Below are 17,477 nucleotides of genomic sequence, written 5' to 3'. Positions count from 1 at the left end.
CCGATCTCCTCACGCCGTCTTCGCGGGCCATGGTATGACCTGTCCCGACATCACCAGCCGGTCACGGCCGCCGTCCTTGGCGGCGTAGAGCGCGCGGTCGGCGGCGGCGACCAGCGTGCTGCAGTCCATCGTGGTCTCGGACGGAACAGCCGATGCGCCGCCGAGGCTCGCAGTCACCAGCCGGGTCGGCGGATTTTGTCCATGCAGGATGGCGAGCTCCTGTAGTGCCTGGCGAATTCCTTCGCCGACCTCGGCGCAGCCGTCAGGGCCGGTATTCGGCAGCAATACGGCGAATTCCTCGCCGCCATAACGCGCGGCGAGATCGGCCGGGCGCCTGGCCTGAGCCGATAGAATCCGGCCGAGCGCGCGCAGGCAGGCGTCGCCCGCAAGATGCCCGTAATGGTCGTTGAACTTCTTGAAATGATCGACATCGATCAGCAGCAGCGAGAGCTGCGTGCCGTCGCGCCGGGCCCGCGCCCATTCGTCGGCAAGGCGCTCGTCGAATGCGCGCCGGTTGGCAAGGCCCGTGAGACCGTCGGTTGTTGCCAGCGAGGCGAGCTTGTCCTGAAGGTCCTTCTGCTCGGTGATGTCGCGCACGACCGCGACGACGCCGTCGATCGCGCCGCTGTCCGACGCCAGGGTCACGTGCAGCGCCGCCTCGGCCCAGATATCACCCTTGTCGCGATGGCGCTGGCGATAGACGAACCGCGCCTCCTCGGCTTCGCCATTCCTCAGCGCGGCGATGGCCTGCTCGACCCTTTCCATGTCGTCCGCGTGAATGCCGGCCAGGGCCGACGTGCCCAGCAATTCTTCGGCCGACCAGCCGGTGATGCGCGCGCAGGACGGAGAGACGTACAGCAGCCGGTTATCCAGCCCGATGCGGGTCACCATGTCGCTGGATTGCTCGGCCAGCAGGCGGAAATTGGCTTCCTTGGCGACGAGGGCCTGTGCCGTGCGTTGCCGCTGCAGCAACTGACGGACAAGATAGTAGCCGATCACGGCGATCAGCAGGACGAGACCGACGACGAAAGTCATGCGCGCGGCTGCCGCGCTCCGCCAGGGGGCCAGCACGTCGTCCTGCGACTTGCTCGCCAGCACCATCAGGGGATAGCGGCTGCTGCGCTGGTAATAGCTCAGCCGCTGCACGCCATCGAGCGGCGACTTGAAATAGTAGACCGCCGCGGCGGGGCGGCTGTCCCACCCCTTGAACAACGGCGCATTGGACAGGTCGCGTCCGGCGAAGGCGCCGCTCTCGTCGCGGCTGCGCGCCAGCATGATGCCACTGTTGTTGAGCAGCGACGCCGAGCCGTTCGGGCCGATGTCGAACCGCTCGTAGAACTTGACGAAATAGCTGACGTCGATCGTGAGCAGGGCGACGCCGGCGAAGCCGCCGTCGGAATCGTTGATCCGGCGGGACGCGGTGATGATCCATTGGCCTCCGGCGCGGCTTTTGATCGGAGGTCCGATCAGCGTGCCCGGGTCCGGCGAGTCGCGATGGCGCTTGAAATATTCCCGGTCGCTGTTGTTGAGCTTGGAGAAGTCGAGGCGCTCGGTCGTGGCAAGCCACCGGCCGCTCGCGTCATAGACGAAGATGCCGCGGATGCGGTCCGATGATTTGCGCGTGGGGAGATAGGCCTGGAGCTTTGCGATCGTGTCCGGTCCGGTTCCGTCGAGTTCGAGCCGATGGACCAGCCCGACCAGGAGCGTATCGACGAGCTCGAACGTGTCGTCCGCATGCTGGACCAGGGCTTGGGCCAGATTGGCGACATCGACCTCGGCGTTCCTGAGGTCGGCCTCGCGCGCTTCCCATTCGCGCCAGGCACTCAGGGCCAGGATCGCCACGCAAATCAGCACGACAAACCCTGCCGCCCAGAGCGGAAGACGCGTCTTGCCGAGTTCGCGGCTGGTGACCATCAGGCTTGCTCCATATTGGAGCAAACCTGCCACTTTCACCTTAACGGCCTGTTGCGATATTTGCGATGATTGCGCTGGTCCGTGCTGGACCGGGGGCGGCTGTGGATATTACGATCGCCTCGCGTCGGGCGGAGGTTCACGCCGCGCCGCGCGCGACGGTTCCGCCCGGCGTGCGCCGCGTCATCCCTCCAGCGTGAAGCCGACGCGCAGCGTCACCTGGTAGTGGCGGACGGTGCCGTTCTCGATGTGGCCGCGCGTCTGCACCACCTCGAACCATTTCATCTCGCGAACGGTCTTCCCGGCGCGGCTGACCGCGTTCTTGATCGCGTCCTCGATCGAGGTCTCGGACGATCCGACCAGTTCCAGGATCTTGTAGACGTGATCATGTTCGGCTGTGGGCATGATGAGCCTCCCTTACTGTGGCACGCCTTGCCGCGTGCGCTCTGATCTGAACGAGCGCCGGTCCTCCGGGTTCCGTCCCGTGACGGCCCGCAAGCATCGGGGGGGGTGGAGCGCGCCGTCCCGGGGCGGAGGGGGAGGCGGGAGAAATGGTTCTCAAATCACCCGCTGGCGTTGGATGCCACGGTTGCCCGGGCGGAAATCGCTGAGCTAACCTATGGGGATGTCATGGCATCTTCGAGTGCGGTGATGATCGACCGTTGGACGAGGGGCGCTCTGGTTGCGATCGGTCTCGGCGTGCTGCCTGCGCCGTGTACTGCGCAGGATGAGCTCGATGGCGCGCCGGCGAGCATGTCGCTGCAGGTCACGACCGATCCTTCCACCATCGCGTGCCGCAGGCTGGAGGCGGTCAATCCCGCCTCGCTCGTGTTCCTGCCGCTGCGCCGGACTTTCAGCGAGGAATTTGACGAGCATCCGCTGTCAAACGGACGCTGGGTCCCGCATTATGCGGGCGGAGCGGCCTGGCCGGAGGCGCGCTATTGGGGCGGCGACGGCTCCGACTTCAAGCGCAAGACCAGCGCCAATGGCGAGCAGCAGATCTACGTCGATCCGCGTTATGCGGGTCGTGCGGCGGCGCCACTCGGGCTCGATCCGTTCAGGGTGAAGGACGGCGTGCTGTCGATCATCGCCAGCCGCACGCCGCCGGAATTGAAACCGTTGCTGTTCGATAACGAATACATCTCGGGCATCCTGACGACCCAGGGCACGTTCGCCCAGAAGCATGGGTATTTCGAAATCCGCGCCAAGGTGCCGGTCGGCCATGCGGTGTGGCCGGCATTCTGGATGCTGGCGGACGACGGTGGCTGGCCGCCGGAGGTCGACGTGCTGGAGGGCCGCGGCGAGCGGCCGGGCGATCTGGTGATGACGACGCATTGGCGGATCCCCTCGACCCAGAAGATCCAGTCCTGTGGCTTCGATTTCGCGGTCGGCGACGCCTCCAGCGTATTCCACAATTACGGTGTGCTGTGGCAGGAGGATCGCCTGGTCTATTTCATCGACCGCAGGCCGGTCTCCGACATCAAGGTGCCGATCGGCTTCGACGATCCCATGTACATGATCGTCAATCTTGCGATCGGGTCGAAGTTCTTTCTCGGGGTTGGTCCCGTCGATGCGGAATCGCCGCCGAGCGTCGCGTTCGAGATCGATCGGATTTCCGCCTATCAGATCGACATCGAGCAGGCGCAACCCTACGGATCCAGCTCCGTATCCCAGTACAGATAGTCGAGCCAGCTATCGTGCAGATAGTTCGGCGGGAACAGGCGGCCGTTGCGGTGGAGCTGGTGTACGGTCGGCGCGAACGCGTTCTGGCGTGGAAACATCCTGGCCTGAGCGGGCGTCAGATTTCCCTTGCGTAAGTTACAGGGCGAGCACGCCGCGACCACGTTCTCCCAGGTGGTCTGGCCGCCTTTGCTGCGCGGGATGATGTGATCGAAGGTCAGGTCTTCGGGCGAGCCGCAATATTGGCAGGCGAAACGATCGCGCAGGAAGACGTTGAATCGGGTGAAGGCCGGATGGGTGGTCGGCTTGACGAAGGATTTGAGCGAGACGACGCTCGGTAGCTGCATCTGCAGCGTGGGACTGTGGACCGCCTGATCGTAGTGAGCGACGATGTTGACGCGGTCGAGAAACACCGCCTTGATCGCGTCCTGCCACGACCAAAGAGACAGCGGGTAGTAACTCAGCGGCCGGAAGTCCGCATTCAGCACCAACACCGGCCAACTGCCTTGCGAGACATGTGCGTTCAAGTAACGCTCCCGGCCTCCAATATACGCTGCGAAGCAGCATGTACTGACATACTACATGCAGCGTGACGGGATTGTGAAGCCCGTTGAGCGACTTATTCAGGCGCAAGCAATGCGGCGGCGGGGTGGCAAAAGCGCGCAAAATGCCGCGATTCCAAGGGGCCAACTTGGCTGGTCCGGAACCGCTTGCCCCTGCGCGTCGTGCTTCGTCCGGCAGCTACCCCCGTACCCGCTCAAGCTTCTGCAAACAGCGCGTGGCGCGCACCGTGGCCGGCATCTCCTCGTCGGGAAAGCTCGTCTTCCAGTCGGTGACGCCGACCTCGCCGACATAGATGTCGCCTTTCGAATCCAGCGCGATGCCGTGGGGCGCCAGGAATTTTCCGCTGGCAACGCCCGGGCCCTCCTCGCCGCCGAGCCGCGCGATGCGCTTGCCCTTGGCGTCAACGATCGACAGCCTCGGGCCGAGATTGGGCACCTTGCGGTTGACGGCCATGCCCGGGCCGAGCTCGCCGATCACGAAGGTCGGGCTCTTGGCCCCGCCGCAGCAGCACAGCGCGCAAGGCCGGTGCAGATTGTTCCACTGCGTTTCGTATCTGCCCTCGCCGTTGAACACCTGGACGCGATGGTTTTCGCGGTCGGCGACGTAGACCCAGCCGTCGGCATCGGTGGCGATGTTGTGCACGATGTTGAACTGGCCGGGATCGCTGCCCGGCTCGCCCCAGCTCTTGAGCAGCTTGCCGTCGTGGGTGAACTTGTGCACGCGTGTATTGCCATAGCCGTCGGAGACGTAGATCTCGCCCTTTGGCGACAGCGCGGTATGGGTGCAGCGATGGAACGGCTCGCCGCTCATGAACGGTGACGGCTTTGCGGGGATGCCGATCGTCAGCAGCACCTTGCCGTCGGTGGTGCATTTGCGCACGGTATGGTCGCCGTCATCGGTGCAATAGAGATTGTCGTCGGCATCGATGTGCAGGCCGTGCGCGCGCGAGAACAGCCCTTCGCCGAAGCTGCGCAGGAAATTGCCCTGGCGGTCCAGCACCACCATCGGATGGGCGCCACGATTGAAGACGTAGATCTGGTCGCGGCTGTCGACCGCGACCGAGGCGACGTCGGTGAGCTGCCAGCCGTCCGGCAGTTTTGCGAAATTGTCGACGACGCGGTAGCGGTGCTCGCCGGTGCCGAGAATGGCTGGCATTGGTGTCCTCTCACTGTTGCTGTCGTGCTCGACTGCATCCGCGTCGTCATTGCGAGCGCAGCGAAGCAATCCAGAATTTTTTTCGAGGCGACAGTCTGGATTGCTTCGCTGCGCTCGCAATGACGGGGGTCAGACCGTGCCCACCTCACGCCCCAAAATCCCTTCCTCGATCGCCTTGATCTGGAGCGCGAGATATTTCGAGTTGATGCGGCACTGCGCGAGGCTGCCGGCGATGAACCAGAGCCCGGGCTGCCTGGTGCGCGCATACATGTTGCGCAGCTCGAGGCCGTCGCCAAAACCCCAGATCGGGCCGACGCGGTCGGCGATGCCATCACCGAACAGCTTTCGCACCAGATAGTCCTGCGGCTTGTAGCCGGTCGAGAGCACGATGAGATCGGCGGCAACGGTCGAGCCGTCCTTCATCCGCGCGCCTTCCGCGACGAAGCCCTCGATGTCAGCAAACTGCCTGAGTCCGATCTTGCCCTCGACGATCAGGTTGGAGCAGCCGACGTTGAAATAATAGCCGCCGCCGCGCGTGAGGTATTTGAATTGCCACCCCGTCCCGGCCTCGCCGAAATCGAGCTTGAAGCCGACGCGAGTGAGGCCGTCGAGCAGCTCCTTGTCGAGCTCCTTGGACTGCTCCGTCAGCATCACATGGGTTTTCTGCGCCAGCGGCGTCGGCATCGAGGCCGCGATCAGATCATTGTCCTCGAGCGTGCCTTCATTGTAGGTCGCATAAGCGAGTTGCGCCGATGGCTCGATATTGGTGACCAGCGTGGCTGCGCGCTGCACCAGCGTCACCTCGGCGCCGCTGGAATAGAGATCCTGCGCGATGTCGTGACCGCTGTTGCCGGTGCCGATGACGATCGCCCGCTTGCCTGCCCAGTTCTCGCCGTCCTCGTAGCCGCTGGAATGCAGCAGCGTACCCCGGAAATTGGTGAGGCTCGGAATGTCAGGGATGTTGGCGATGCCGCTGACGCCGGTCGCCATGATCACGTGGCGCGGATGCATGGTCCGCCTGCTGCCGTCGGCGCGGCGCAGTGTGACCGTCCAGCGTGCCTTGGCCTCGTCATATGCGCCGTCTTCGAACTCGGTGCCGGTCCAGAAGTTCAGCTCCATGGCCTCGACATAAGCTTCGAACCAATTGGCGAGCTTGTCCTTGGGAATATAGGTCGGCCAGTTCGGCGGAAACGGCATGTAGGGCAGGTGATTGACTTGCACCTGGTTGTGCAGGGTCAGTGCGTGATAGCGCTTGCGCCAATTGTCGCCGATCCGCATCTCGCGATCGACGATCAGCGCGTCGACCTGCAACTGCTTCAGCCGCGCTGCGATCGCGAGCCCGGCCTGGCCGCCGCCGACCACCAGCACGGCCGGATCGCGTTTCGCATAGTCGCGCGAGGCGTTGCGCAAATCGAGCCAGTTCGGTCCGCGGAAATCGCGGGAATAGGCCTGGCCGCGCGGGCGCGACGTACCGAGCTGCTCTTCGAAACCCTTGAGCTCGTCGAGGGCGGTCAGCAGCGTCCAAGCCTTCAGACGATTGCCATCAGCGCTATCCGGAATGAGCCGGATGATGCCGCTGCCGCGCCCGATTGCGGTTTCGAAATTGAAGATCGCTTCGATGGTGTTGGTGCCGGCGCGGCTCACCCAGCGCGGCGGCGCGCGGTTGGGCGCGATCTTGAAATCGGCGGGCGCCGCCTTGGGCGCGAGCGTGGCCAGCGCTTGCGCAATCGTTTGGCGGCCGGCGATCGTTTGCAGGTTCCAGCTCAGCGCCAGCACGTCGCGCCAGAAGCTGTCGGCGAGGAAGAGGCGGTCCAGCGTGGAGGGATCGGGCCTGCCCAATCCGCGCTCGAACGCGTCGAGCCAGCCTTGCGCGGCGACGGAAATATCCTTCGTCCTGTCCAGCATGCGCGACCTCGTGGCCGTCTTCGCGGCGTTTCCTCGCGAGCATGATCCGGAAAAGTGTGCGGCGGTTTTCCGAAGAGATCACGCTCCAATCATGGAGGTCGAGGCTATCTGGTTTCATTGGCACCCAAAAGCCGGTTACCCCAGCAGCGAGAGCATATGCCCCTGCTCAGGCGGAATGCGCCCCTTCAGCGTCTGGAGATAAATCCGCTGCACCGCCGCCGGCCCACGGCTCTCGATCACGGTGAGGCATCTCTCCAAAAGAGGTGCGAAGCCCGACCAAGCCGCGCCAAAACGCTGCTCGACGCCGCCGGGCCCCCAATCCTTGGCGCGCTTGCGGATCTGGTCCGGTGCGAAGAACCAGCGCGGCTTTGCCCCGGGCAGGGTGCCTTCGTCGGCATCGCTCGCCCGATGCGTCAAACCGACGCGCACGGAGCACTTCATCTGGTCGTGGAAATGCTGATGCAGCTCGGCCCGCAACGCGCTGCTGCCGGCCATGTCGACGAAAGCGACCGGCGCATCCGTCGGCAGCGCGCGGACGCGATCATAGGTGACGACCTCGTCGTAACAGGGCAGCGAGCCGACGAAGTCGGCATTGCCCGCGGACGTGAGGCCAATCACCTTGCGGCCGCGCGTATGCAGCAGATGAGCGAGCCCGAACGCGGTCTTGCTGGAGGCGCTGGAGAGCAGCACAGCGCGTGCGCCAAAATCCTCGTTCTCGGCAAGGAAGTCGTCGACCAGGAACGACAGCATGAACAATGGCCGCAGCAGCGCCTGAAGGTCGCCCTGGTGTCCGGCAAAGGCGGGATCGCCGGTGACGCGGGAATAGAGATTGTAGACCGGCGAGACCTGCTTGCGATGCTCGGCACCGTCGCGAAGCGCGCGCTTGCTGACGTCCGCAGCCTCGATGACGAGGTGCGTTGCCATCGGGAAATAGCCGAACAACCGCTCGCCCACGGCGACGCCTGGATGTTTCGAGGCAATGACCTCGCCAAATCCCCACACCGGGATGTTGCCGAAGCCCTCCGGTGCCGGAAAAATCTGCCAGTATTTCAGCTCGTCGCCCATCACGGCATAGGTGATGTTGTTGGCGGTCAGCGCGAAGCGCTCGACCTTCACCAGCAGTGCGTCCTGCGGCAGCGCGGCTGCATCCGGGATGACGGTCTCGATCAGCTTGAATTGCTCGAGATCGTTGCGCGCAACGACGAAGTCGGTCGATGTCATGGTGAAGCCCTCGGCTTTTTCCGTGCCGGGATCTTGTCTTTCAGCCGCGGATGCTTTGCAACAGCAACATAGTTTTAAACGCCGTTTGTGGGCTAACTCCTAGGTTCAGTCCGGTTTCTTGTCCGCCCAGTAGGGATCGCGCAGCTTGCGCTTGAAGATCTTTCCGGTCGCCTCGCGCGGCAGGGCGTCCATGAACCGGACCTCTTTCGGCACCTTGAAGTTGGCCAGCCGCTCGCGCAGCCAGCCCTGCACGGACGCCGCGGACAGAAGGACGCCTGTCTCCGGCTCGATGCAGGCGCACAGCCGCTCACCATATTCGGCGTCGGGGATGCCGAACACGGCGCAATCGCGCACGCCGGGCATCGCGATCAGCACGTTCTCGATCTCGGCGGGGTAGATGTTGACGCCGCCTGATATCACCATGTCGCGCTTGCGGTCGCACAGGAACAGATAACCGTCCTCGTCGAGATAGCCGACGTCGCCCACGCTGACGAGACCGTCGCGCCCCGCCTCGGCGCGCGCCTGCGCCTTGCCGTGATAGTCGAAATCGGGCACCGCCGTCTGGCGCATGTAGATTTCGCCGACCTCGTTGGCACCACAGAGGCTGCCGTCCTCGCGAAAAATCCTGACGATGCCGCCGTCGATGGCGCGGCCGACCGTGCCGGGCTTCTTCAGGGCCTCCTCCGCGGAGTGCCAGACCGGGATGCCGGTCTCGGTCGAGCCGAAATATTCGTTGATCACCGGTCCCCACCAGTCGATCATCGCTCTCTTCACGTCGGGCGGACAGGGTGCGGCGCCGTGCACGACGAAGCGCAGCGACGAGAGATAGTAGCGCTGCCGGACTGCGTCGGGCAGTCGGAGCAGGCGTACGAACATGGTCGGAACCATGTGGATGTGCGTCACGCCGTGACGCTCGATCAGCGCAAGCAGCTCCTCCGCGTCGAACCGCGGCTGCAGGATGATGGTGCAGCCGTTGCGGAATGCCATCATGCCGTAGGAATGCGGCGCCGAATGATACATCGGTCCGTTGATCAGCACGACCTGGTCCTCGCGCGGCTTGATGCCGTAGGCGATCGCGCCGACGCGTTCGGAAGCGGCCGCCTGCTCGGGCTGCATCGGCATGCGCCGCACGCCCTTCGGCATGCCCGTGGTCCCCGAGGTGTAGATCATCGCCGCCGCTCGGCGCGGCGGCTCCTGGGTTTCCGGATGCCCATCGCGCCAGCGGTCCCAATCCATCAACCCCGCCGGGACCTCGGTCAGATCAGGAGGAATTGCGAAGGTCGCCGCGAGCTCGGGCGGCGTCGCGACGACGAGGAGGTGGATATCCACCGGCACGCCGTCGCGGATCTGCGGCAGCAGATCGGCATGGCAGACCAGGATCTTGGCGCCGCTGTCGGTCAGGATGTAACGGACTTCCTCGGCCTTGAGATGCCAGTTGATCGGCACCACCGGGCTGCCCAATGCGGCCGCGGCCGCGACCACCTCGAACAGGGCGAAATCGTTGCGCAGCATCATGGCAACCGGTGCGCCTTCGGCAAGGCCGAGGGTGCGAAGCCCGCTCGCCGCGCGTTTGATGCGTGCCTGGATCGCGTCATAGCCGATTAGGCGTTCGCCGCTGATGATCATGATCTGTCCTTGTTCCGTTCGCGTCAGCGATCATCCAGCACGTCGCCGAATCCCACCCAGCTCTTGCCGTTGAAGCGGCGGAGCTGAAGCTGCTGGAACGGCAGATAGTCGTCGGGGCCGGTGCTCACACTCATGCCCGGCAGCAGCAGCGGCAACTTCGCCTCTTTCAGAGAAGCGGCCTGCCGCATGATGTTGTCGCGGCTGAAATCATCCTTGCACGCCTTCAGCACCGCCATCAGCAGCGTCGCGTAATGGTAGCCGGCCGCGTAGTTGGAATTGGAGAGGTCCGCATTCGGCATGTATTGCTTCATGAAGGCGAAAAATTCCTTCGTGCCTGGATCGCTGGCCCATTGCGGGTCCATCGTGTCCTTCTGGTTGCTCGACGAGATCAGGCCGACCGCATTGTCGAGGCCAGCGGGCTCGAGGAACGAGATCGACGACGCTGACGTCGGCACGAACAGCAGGTCAGGCTTCCAGCCGATCTCGGCCACGCCCTTGATCATCTGCGAGGTGAACTTGCCGAGCACGACGCCGAACAGAACATCGGCGCCCGATGCCTTCAGGGTCGAGAGTTGCGAGCTGATCGTCGGCGCGCTGGTCTCGTAGGTCTGCTCAGCGATGATCATGCCGGCGGCCTTGTCGCCGAGCGCGCGCTTGAAGCCGGCGACATAGTCGCGGCCGAAATCGTCGTTCTGGGACAGGATGGCGATCTTGGCGCCGGGCTTGGTGCGCAGCACGTGCTTGGCATAGACCACGCCTTCGGACTCGTAGGCGGCCATGCCGGGCATGGTCCACGGATATTTCTGCGGATCGGCCCATTTCGTCGCGCCCGAGAGCACGAACAGCTGCGGCACCTTCTTGCCGTTGAGGTACCGATGCACCGCGCTGTTGGTGGCTGTGCCGAGCGAGCCGAACATCATCAGCACCTCGTCCTGCTCCACCAGCTTGCGGGTCTGCTCGACCGTCTTCGGCGGCGAATAGGCATCGTCCAGCGTGATGAACTTGACCTTGCGGCCGTTGATGCCGCCTTCGGCATTGACCTTCTCGAAGAAGGCCTCCTGCGCCCGCCCGATCGCGCCGAAACCGGAGACGGGGCCGCTATAGGGCAGGGTCTGTCCGATGCGGATCTCATCGCTGCTTCCGGCATCGGCGCTGCCGACGGCGAGCGTCAGCAGCGACATGCCGATCAATGCGGCTGCCAGCTTCATGGTATTCTCCCGTTTTTTTCTTGTCGGTCCAATCTTGTCGTTGGACCGCGTCGTCAGGCGCTCGCGCGCATCAGGAAGTCCTGGCGGGCCTGATCGAATTCAGCTTTCAACCGGTCGACCAGGTCGGAGACGGGCGGCGCGTCGGTGATCTGGCCGATGCCCTGGCCGCATCCCCAGATGTCGCGCCACGCCTTGGATTTCATGTTGCCCCCGGAGCCGAAGTTCATCTTGGTCTTGTCGGCGATCGGCAGATTGGCCGGATCGAGGCCCGCGGCGGCGATGGAAGGGCCGAGATAGTTGCCGTGCACGCCGGTGAACAGGTTCGTGTAGACGATGTCGTGCGCGGCGTGTTGCGTCAGCGCGGACTTATAGCCTTCGTCGGCGTTGGCTTCCTGTGTCGCGATGAAGCGCGTGCCCATATAGGCGAGGTCGGCGCCCAGCGTCAGCGCCGAGGCGATGCCAAAACCGTCGCTGATCGCGCCCGACAGCAGGATCGCGCCGTCAAACCATTGCTTGACCTCGCGCACCAGCGCGAATGGCGACAGCGTGCCGGCATGACCGCCCGCACCGGCGCAGACCAGGATCAGGCCATCAACGCCCTGCTCGGCGGCTTTTCGCGCATGCTTGACGTTGATGACGTCGTGGAACACCAGCCCGCCATAGGAATGCGCGGCCTCGACGAGCTCTGCCGGCGGCCGCAGCGAGGTGATGATGATGGGCGCCTTGTGCTTTACGCACGTCTCCATGTCCTTCATCAGCCGGTCGTTCGAGGCATGGCAGATCTGGTTGACGGCGTAGGGTGCGACCTTCTTGCCGGGATTGCGGGATTTGTATTCGCCGAGCTCGTCTTCAATGCGGCTGAGCCATTCGTCGAGCTTCTCGACCGGACGGGCGTTGAGCGCGGGAAAGGAGCCGACGACGCCCGCCTTGCACTGGGCGATCACCAGCTCCGGTCCGGAGACGATGAAGAGCGGCGAGCCGACGACCGGCAGCTCCAGATTGTTCTTGAGCAGGGCAGGCAGTGCCATTCGATCCTCCTGACGACGCGCATCGCTGGTCCTTCCGGATGACGGTGAGCGCTTCCATGTCGATTGTCGCGCTGGCGGGGTGCTCCCGCCTCGCGGTTTGATCTCACTATAGGGTTGGACGGCGGGTGGAGTATGGTTCAATATTGAACATATGCTTATTCAGTATTGAACGGAGCTGCCGGTGGATTGGGACCTCTGCAAGACCTTCGTCGCGGTGGCAGATACCGGCAGCTTTACCGCCGCGGCGCGGCGGCTGCACGCCAGCCATCCGACCGTCAGCCGCAAGATCGCGGCGCTGGAGGCGCAGCTCGGCACCAAGCTGCTGGCCCGCGCTGCCGACGGCTTCGTGCTCACTGCCGACGGCCGTACTCTGCGTGAGCATGCCGAGGCGATGGCGGCTGCCGCGCTCCGCGCCGAGGCTGCCGTCGGCGCCGGGGGGCGCAAGGCGCGCGGCACGGTCAAGCTGTCGATCGGGGCGACGCTGGCCTCACACTGGCTGATGCCCCGCCTTCACGCCTTTCTGAGCACGCATGATCACATCCGGCTCGAGATCATCACCCATCCGTTTCCGGCCAGCGTGCGGCGCCGGGAAGCCGACGTCGTGCTGCGGCCGTTCGACTGCGGCGAGGAAAATCTGGTCGGCCGCAAGATCGGCCGTCTCGGCACCGGCTTCTATGCCTCGCACGACTATGCCGCCGGCCGGTCCCTGCCGGAGCGCAGCGGCGAGTGGAAGGGGCACAGCGTGATCGGCTTTGCCGACCAGGATTCCAACGCGCAGCTTGCACGATGGAGCGACGCGATCACGCGCCAGGGCACGATCGTGATGCGCTGCTCGTCGCAGGGCGACATGCTGGCGGCGGTCCGCGCCGGGATCGGAATCTCCGCGCTGTCGTGCCTCGTCGGGGAAAGCTATCCCGACCTCGTGCGCGTCGCTCCGCAGAAGCTCGCCAGCGTGTCCGACCTGTGGCTGCTGGCCCATCCCGACCTCGTCGAGCTCCCTGCGGTGCGAGCCGTGATTGACTTCGTGGCCGAATGCGCCCGCGCCGATCGCGAGCGGCTGCGTGGCTAGCTTGACCCGGCGAGCACGCCCTCGCGCTTCTTCACCGCGCGATAATAGCTCCACCACAAATGCGCCGCCGCGCCGCGCAGGGGGCGCCAGGGTTCGGCGAGCGGCGCCATCTGCTTCTCCGTCGGCCGCGCCTGAAGGCCGAGGCCGATCTTGATGGCTTCCTGCACGGCGAGGTCGCCCGCCGGCCAGGCATCGCCATGGCCGAGGCAAAACAGGAGATAGACGTCCGCGGTCCAGGGGCCGATGCCGGGCAGCGCGATCAGCGTGTGATGCGCGGCGTCGGCATCTTCCTCGGCGAGCACGTCGAGGTTCAGCCGCTGCGCTCTGATCTCGCGCGCGAGATGCTTCAGCGTCTTGATCTTGGCGGCCGAGAGCCCGAGCCGCCCCAGCCGGTCGGCACGGGCGCGGCCCACCGCCTCATGATCGAACGGCTCGAACGCCGCCGACAGCCGCCCCCAGATCGCCGCGGCGCTGGCGGTCGAGAGCTGCTGCCCGCACACGATGTGGGCAAGGCCCGCAAAGCCCGGCTCGCGCCGTCGCAGCGCCGGCATGCCGGCCGCCGCAAGCACGGGTTTCAGGCGCGGATCGCGCTTGATCAGCGCATGGACGGCTTCTTCGAGATCGGACTGGGTTTCGAGGTGGATCGTCATGGTCACTCAACTTGTCATGCGCGGGCTTGACCCGCGCATCCATCTCCTATCGTAACAGAATCGTGGAAGATGGATTGCCGGGTCAAGCCCGGCAATGACGAGGTCCATGAAACCGATGCCACCCGTTTTCCGATTTGCCCCGAGCCCGAACGGCCACCTCCATCTCGGTCACGCCTATTCCGCGCTGCTCAACTTCGATCGCGCGCGCGAGACCGGCGGGCGGCTGTTGCTGCGGATCGAGGACATCGACACGACGCGCTGCCGGCCGGAATTCGAGACGGCGATTGAGGAGGATCTCGCCTGGCTCGGGATCAATTGGGAGACGCCGGTGCGTCGGCAGTCGGAGCATCTCGCCGACTATCGCGCCGCGCTGGACAGACTGTCCGCGCTTGGCCTTGTCTATCCCGCCTTCGAGAGCCGCGCCGAGATCGCACAGCTCGTTTCCGCGCGTGAGGCGGACGGCCCCTGGCCGCGCGATCCCGACGGCGCGCCGCTTTATCCCGGCGATTCAAAATCGCTGCCTGCCGGTGAGCGGTCGCGGCTGATCACGTCAGGCGCGCCCTACGCGCTGCGGCTCGACATGGCGGCCGCCTGTCAGCGCGCCGCCGGGCTGACGTGGCGCGAACGCGGCGCGCGCCCCGACGGCGAGGGCGGCATTGTCCCGGCGCGCCCCGAAGCGTGGGGCGACGTGATCCTGGCCCGGAAGGAGACGCCGACCAGCTACCATCTGTCCGTCGTCGTGGATGACGCACTTCAGGGCGTCAGCGAGATCGTGCGGGGCCAGGACCTGTTTCACGCCACCTCGGTGCACCGCCTGCTCCAGGTCCTGCTCGGCCTGCCCGAACCCGCCTACCGCCATCACCGGCTGATTTGCGACGAGACTGGGCGGAAGCTGTCGAAATCGAACCGCTCGACCGGTCTGCGCGCCTTGCGCGCGGCCGGCGTCACGCCTGCCGGCATCCGTCAGCTGGTGGGATTAGGTTAAGTTTCTCTGGGGGTTAGCTAAACGCCGCCGTGACTCCGGGGGTTCCGCCGTGTCATGCTTGGCCGACAGCCTGGGGTTCGAAGGGGACACTTCGAAGGGGATTCATGGCGGCGAAAAAGCGCGCAGCGCGCACCACGCGGACGTCCAAGCGACCGCCTCGGAAGCGGTCCGGGCTGGTGGCCTCGTCGCGCAAGCGCAGCACCAATGTGGTCGCGCCTGATGTGGTCCAGGCGGCGCTCGCCGCCTTTGCCCATGAAGTTCGCACCCCCCTGACCGGCATTCTGGCGATCAGCGACCTGCTCGCGACCTCCGATCTCGGCGAACGGGAACGGCGCTGGGCCGACACCATCAAGGCCGGTGCCGAGCATCTGGCGAGCCTTGCCACGCTGTTCGTGGATGCCGCCAGAACCGGCAAGGGGGCCGGGAAGGGCGGAGGCACGCTGCGACAGGACCTGTTCGACCTGCGAACGCTTGCCCGCAATGCCGGCGATTCGCTGGCCGGCCGGGCCGCGGCCAAGGGGCTGAGGGCCGAGGTGGAAATCTCCGAAAAGCTGCCGGGGCTGGTGGTCGGCGATCCCGTCCGCCTGCGCGCCGCGCTCGAGAACCTGATCGACAATGCCGTGAAATTCACCGACCAGGGCGGCGTGGCCCTCGCTGTCGAGCCGTGGCGTCCCGTCAAGGGCAAAGCCAAAGGCAGGGTCGGCGTCGCCTTCGCGGTGTCCGACAGCGGCATCGGCTTGACCATGGCCGAGATCAAGCGGCTGTTCCGCCCGTTCACCCAGGCCAATGTCACCATCGCCTCGCGCTTCGGTGGCGCTGGCCTCGGCCTATCCTCGGTCAAGCAATTGGCGCGTGCGATGGGCGGCGACATCATCGTTGCTCCCCGGCGGGGCGGCGGCGCCACCTTTACGCTGACGGTGTCGCTCGATGCGGCGGGATCGGACAAATCTCGCGGGAGGAAGGGCGAAGCCGAACCAGATGCGGTTGCGGCGCTGCGCGTCCTCAGCGTCGAGGACAATCCGTTCGGTCGCGTCGTGCTCAACACCATTCTGACCGAGCTCGGCCATCATGCCGAGTTCATCGGGCGCGGCGAGGACGCCGTGAACCGACTGGAGCAGGGCGCATTCGATGCGGTGCTGATGGACATGGTTCTGCCCGGCATCGACGGCGTCGAAGCCATCCGGCGGATCCGCACCATGCCGACGCAGTTGGCTCAGATCCCGATCATCGGAGTTTCCGGTCGCGGCGAGGACGAGGCGGCTTCGCGCGAGGCGGGCGCCGATGCCTTCCTGGTCAAGCCTGTGTCTCCGCGGGCGCTAGCGACTGCGCTGCTTGAAGCGACACGCCGTGAGGAAGTCGCGACTTTATGATCGCGGCGTTGAGCTCGCCGCCGTAAACGAAGATCGCGGCGATGAAGTACAGAAACACCAGCGCGATGATCACCGAGGCGAGCCCCGCATACATCGTCACGTAATTGTTGGCGAAGCGGGCCAGATATTGTCCGAACACGACGCTGGAGATCAGCGAGGCCACGATGGTGAAGACGATGCCAGGCAGGATCTGGAGAAAGCCGCGCCGTCCTGCCGGTAGCCAGGCATGCAGAATGATCAGCGCCACCACCAGCGCACTGATGGTGATGCCGTAGCGCAGCCAGGTGAGGATGCTTTCGTTCGACTCGACGAATAGCGGGATATGGCGCCGCGCCGCTTCGATCAGAAGCGGACCGAGCACGATCAGGAACGCCATGGCGAGCGCGGTGAAAGCTGCAATCAACGTGTAGGCAATCGATTCCAGCCGCAGCCAGTACCAGCGCCGCATCTCCACCACCGCATAGGCGCGGTTGAGCGCGACCCGGAGCGCCTCGACGCCGTTGGAAGCGAAATAGACCGACAGTGCCGCGCCGATGGTCAGAATGCCGGTGCGGGTCGTGGTCAGCACGTCGTGGACCTCGCCCGAGATCGAATCGGCGACCTGCTTGGGCCAGATCTGCAACATCAGGCTGGCGGCCTGGTCGGCGAGTTCCTTCGAGCCGAAGAAGCCGGCGAGCGAGGTCAGCACGATCAGGAACGGGAATAGCGCCATCAGCGTCGACAGCGCGATGTGGCTAGCGATCGCCCAGCCGTCATCGGCGAGGAACGTGTAGAACGCGTCCTCCAGCACGCAGTAAATGTAGCGGATGGCTTTCACGTGGCACCTACACCGCTGCTCTCTCCCCCCGCACGTAGGGAGAGGCCAGGAGAACAGGCAACGGGCGCAAATCGAAAATCATCGCGCTACCATCTGATATTATTGGTCCAAAAGCCAGTTCGCGAAGCGCCCCAATGTCATTCCGGGGCGCGCGGAGCGCGAGCCCGGAATCCATTTTGCCGCAAGGCAGGACGCCCGATGGATTCCGGGCTCGATGCTGCGCATCGCCCCGGAATGACCGCGGAGGCTGCCGCGGCACCATGGCGGACCGGCGCGCACGGTGTTATC

At 65.1% G+C, this 17,477-nt stretch carries 15 protein-coding genes; 4 read left to right on the top strand and 11 right to left on the bottom strand.

Going from position 1 to position 17,477, the window contains the following annotated elements; all coding sequences use genetic code 11:
• Positions 1–9: 9 nt before the first annotated feature.
• Entirely contained in the window at positions 10–1,914 is a 1,905-nt protein-coding gene (locus IVB26_RS34830; RefSeq protein ID WP_247969456.1) for a sensor domain-containing diguanylate cyclase, read from the bottom strand.
• A gap of 180 nt (positions 1,915–2,094) precedes the next feature.
• A complete protein-coding gene (locus IVB26_RS34825; protein WP_246925967.1) occupies positions 2,095–2,316 on the bottom strand; it encodes a dodecin in 222 nt (73 codons plus the stop codon).
• 246 nt (positions 2,317–2,562) lie between these two features.
• On the opposite strand from IVB26_RS34825, the gene IVB26_RS34820 reads away from it, so the two are divergent.
• A complete protein-coding gene (locus IVB26_RS34820; protein WP_247973348.1) occupies positions 2,563–3,594 on the top strand; it encodes a glycoside hydrolase family 16 protein in 1,032 nt (343 codons plus the stop codon).
• On the opposite strand, the gene IVB26_RS34815 is transcribed toward IVB26_RS34820, so the two are convergent.
• From IVB26_RS34815 to IVB26_RS34785, 7 genes are all read right to left on the bottom strand, one after another.
• The gene (locus IVB26_RS34815) at positions 3,561–4,118 is read right to left on the bottom strand and encodes an HNH endonuclease (protein WP_061880676.1); all 558 of its coding nucleotides are present in this window, start codon (positions 4,116–4,118) and stop codon (positions 3,561–3,563) included. The genes IVB26_RS34820 and IVB26_RS34815 overlap by 34 nt on opposite strands.
• Positions 4,119–4,332: 214 nt before the next feature.
• Positions 4,333–5,310: a peptidyl-alpha-hydroxyglycine alpha-amidating lyase family protein gene (locus IVB26_RS34810; RefSeq protein WP_247969455.1), complete on the bottom strand. Its 978-nt coding sequence runs from the start codon at positions 5,308–5,310 to the stop codon at positions 4,333–4,335.
• A gap of 129 nt (positions 5,311–5,439) precedes the next feature.
• On the bottom strand, positions 5,440–7,215 hold the full coding sequence (locus tag IVB26_RS34805) for a flavin-containing monooxygenase (protein ID WP_247969454.1): 1,776 nt from the start codon (positions 7,213–7,215) through the stop codon (positions 5,440–5,442).
• Between the two features lie 135 nt (positions 7,216–7,350).
• Positions 7,351–8,436: a DUF2855 family protein gene (locus tag IVB26_RS34800; protein ID WP_247969453.1), complete on the bottom strand. Its 1,086-nt coding sequence runs from the start codon at positions 8,434–8,436 to the stop codon at positions 7,351–7,353.
• 105 nt (positions 8,437–8,541) lie between these two features.
• Complete coding sequence (locus IVB26_RS34795) at positions 8,542–10,062, bottom strand: acyl-CoA synthetase (RefSeq protein WP_247969452.1); 1,521 nt, start codon at positions 10,060–10,062, stop codon at positions 8,542–8,544.
• Positions 10,063–10,085: 23 nt separating this feature from the next.
• A complete protein-coding gene (locus tag IVB26_RS34790) occupies positions 10,086–11,270 on the bottom strand; it encodes an ABC transporter substrate-binding protein (protein ID WP_247969451.1) in 1,185 nt (394 codons plus the stop codon).
• Positions 11,271–11,323: 53 nt separating this feature from the next.
• Entirely contained in the window at positions 11,324–12,298 is a 975-nt protein-coding gene (locus IVB26_RS34785) for an NAD(P)H-dependent flavin oxidoreductase (RefSeq protein WP_247969450.1), read from the bottom strand.
• A gap of 181 nt (positions 12,299–12,479) precedes the next feature.
• Between IVB26_RS34785 and IVB26_RS34780 the strand changes: the two genes are divergently transcribed.
• Positions 12,480–13,367: a LysR family transcriptional regulator gene (locus IVB26_RS34780; protein WP_247969449.1), complete on the top strand. Its 888-nt coding sequence runs from the start codon at positions 12,480–12,482 to the stop codon at positions 13,365–13,367.
• Here IVB26_RS34780 and IVB26_RS34775 read toward each other — a convergent pair.
• Positions 13,364–14,017, bottom strand: a complete 654-nt coding sequence (locus tag IVB26_RS34775; RefSeq protein ID WP_247969448.1) for a DNA-3-methyladenine glycosylase family protein — start codon at positions 14,015–14,017, stop codon at positions 13,364–13,366. The two genes, IVB26_RS34780 and IVB26_RS34775, sit on opposite strands and share 4 nt — an antisense overlap.
• Positions 14,018–14,132: 115 nt before the next feature.
• On the opposite strand from IVB26_RS34775, the gene gluQRS reads away from it, so the two are divergent.
• Both gluQRS and IVB26_RS34765 read left to right on the top strand, forming a co-directional pair.
• Complete coding sequence (gene gluQRS, locus IVB26_RS34770; protein ID WP_247973347.1) at positions 14,133–15,002, top strand: tRNA glutamyl-Q(34) synthetase GluQRS; 870 nt, start codon at positions 14,133–14,135, stop codon at positions 15,000–15,002.
• A 104-nt stretch (positions 15,003–15,106) separates the two neighbouring features.
• Positions 15,107–16,372 (top strand): ATP-binding protein, encoded by a 1,266-nt coding sequence (locus IVB26_RS34765; protein WP_247969447.1) that lies wholly within the window; start codon positions 15,107–15,109, stop codon positions 16,370–16,372.
• On the opposite strand, the gene IVB26_RS34760 is transcribed toward IVB26_RS34765, so the two are convergent.
• Entirely contained in the window at positions 16,296–17,189 is an 894-nt protein-coding gene (locus IVB26_RS34760; RefSeq protein WP_247969446.1) for a YihY/virulence factor BrkB family protein, read from the bottom strand. The two genes, IVB26_RS34765 and IVB26_RS34760, sit on opposite strands and share 77 nt — an antisense overlap.
• Positions 17,190–17,477: the final 288 nt, after the last annotated feature.

The sequence above is a fragment of the Bradyrhizobium sp. 195 genome (assembly GCF_023101665.1).
Lineage (GTDB): Bacteria > Pseudomonadota > Alphaproteobacteria > Rhizobiales > Xanthobacteraceae > Bradyrhizobium.
This window is presented reverse-complemented; position numbering and strand designations above follow the sequence as displayed.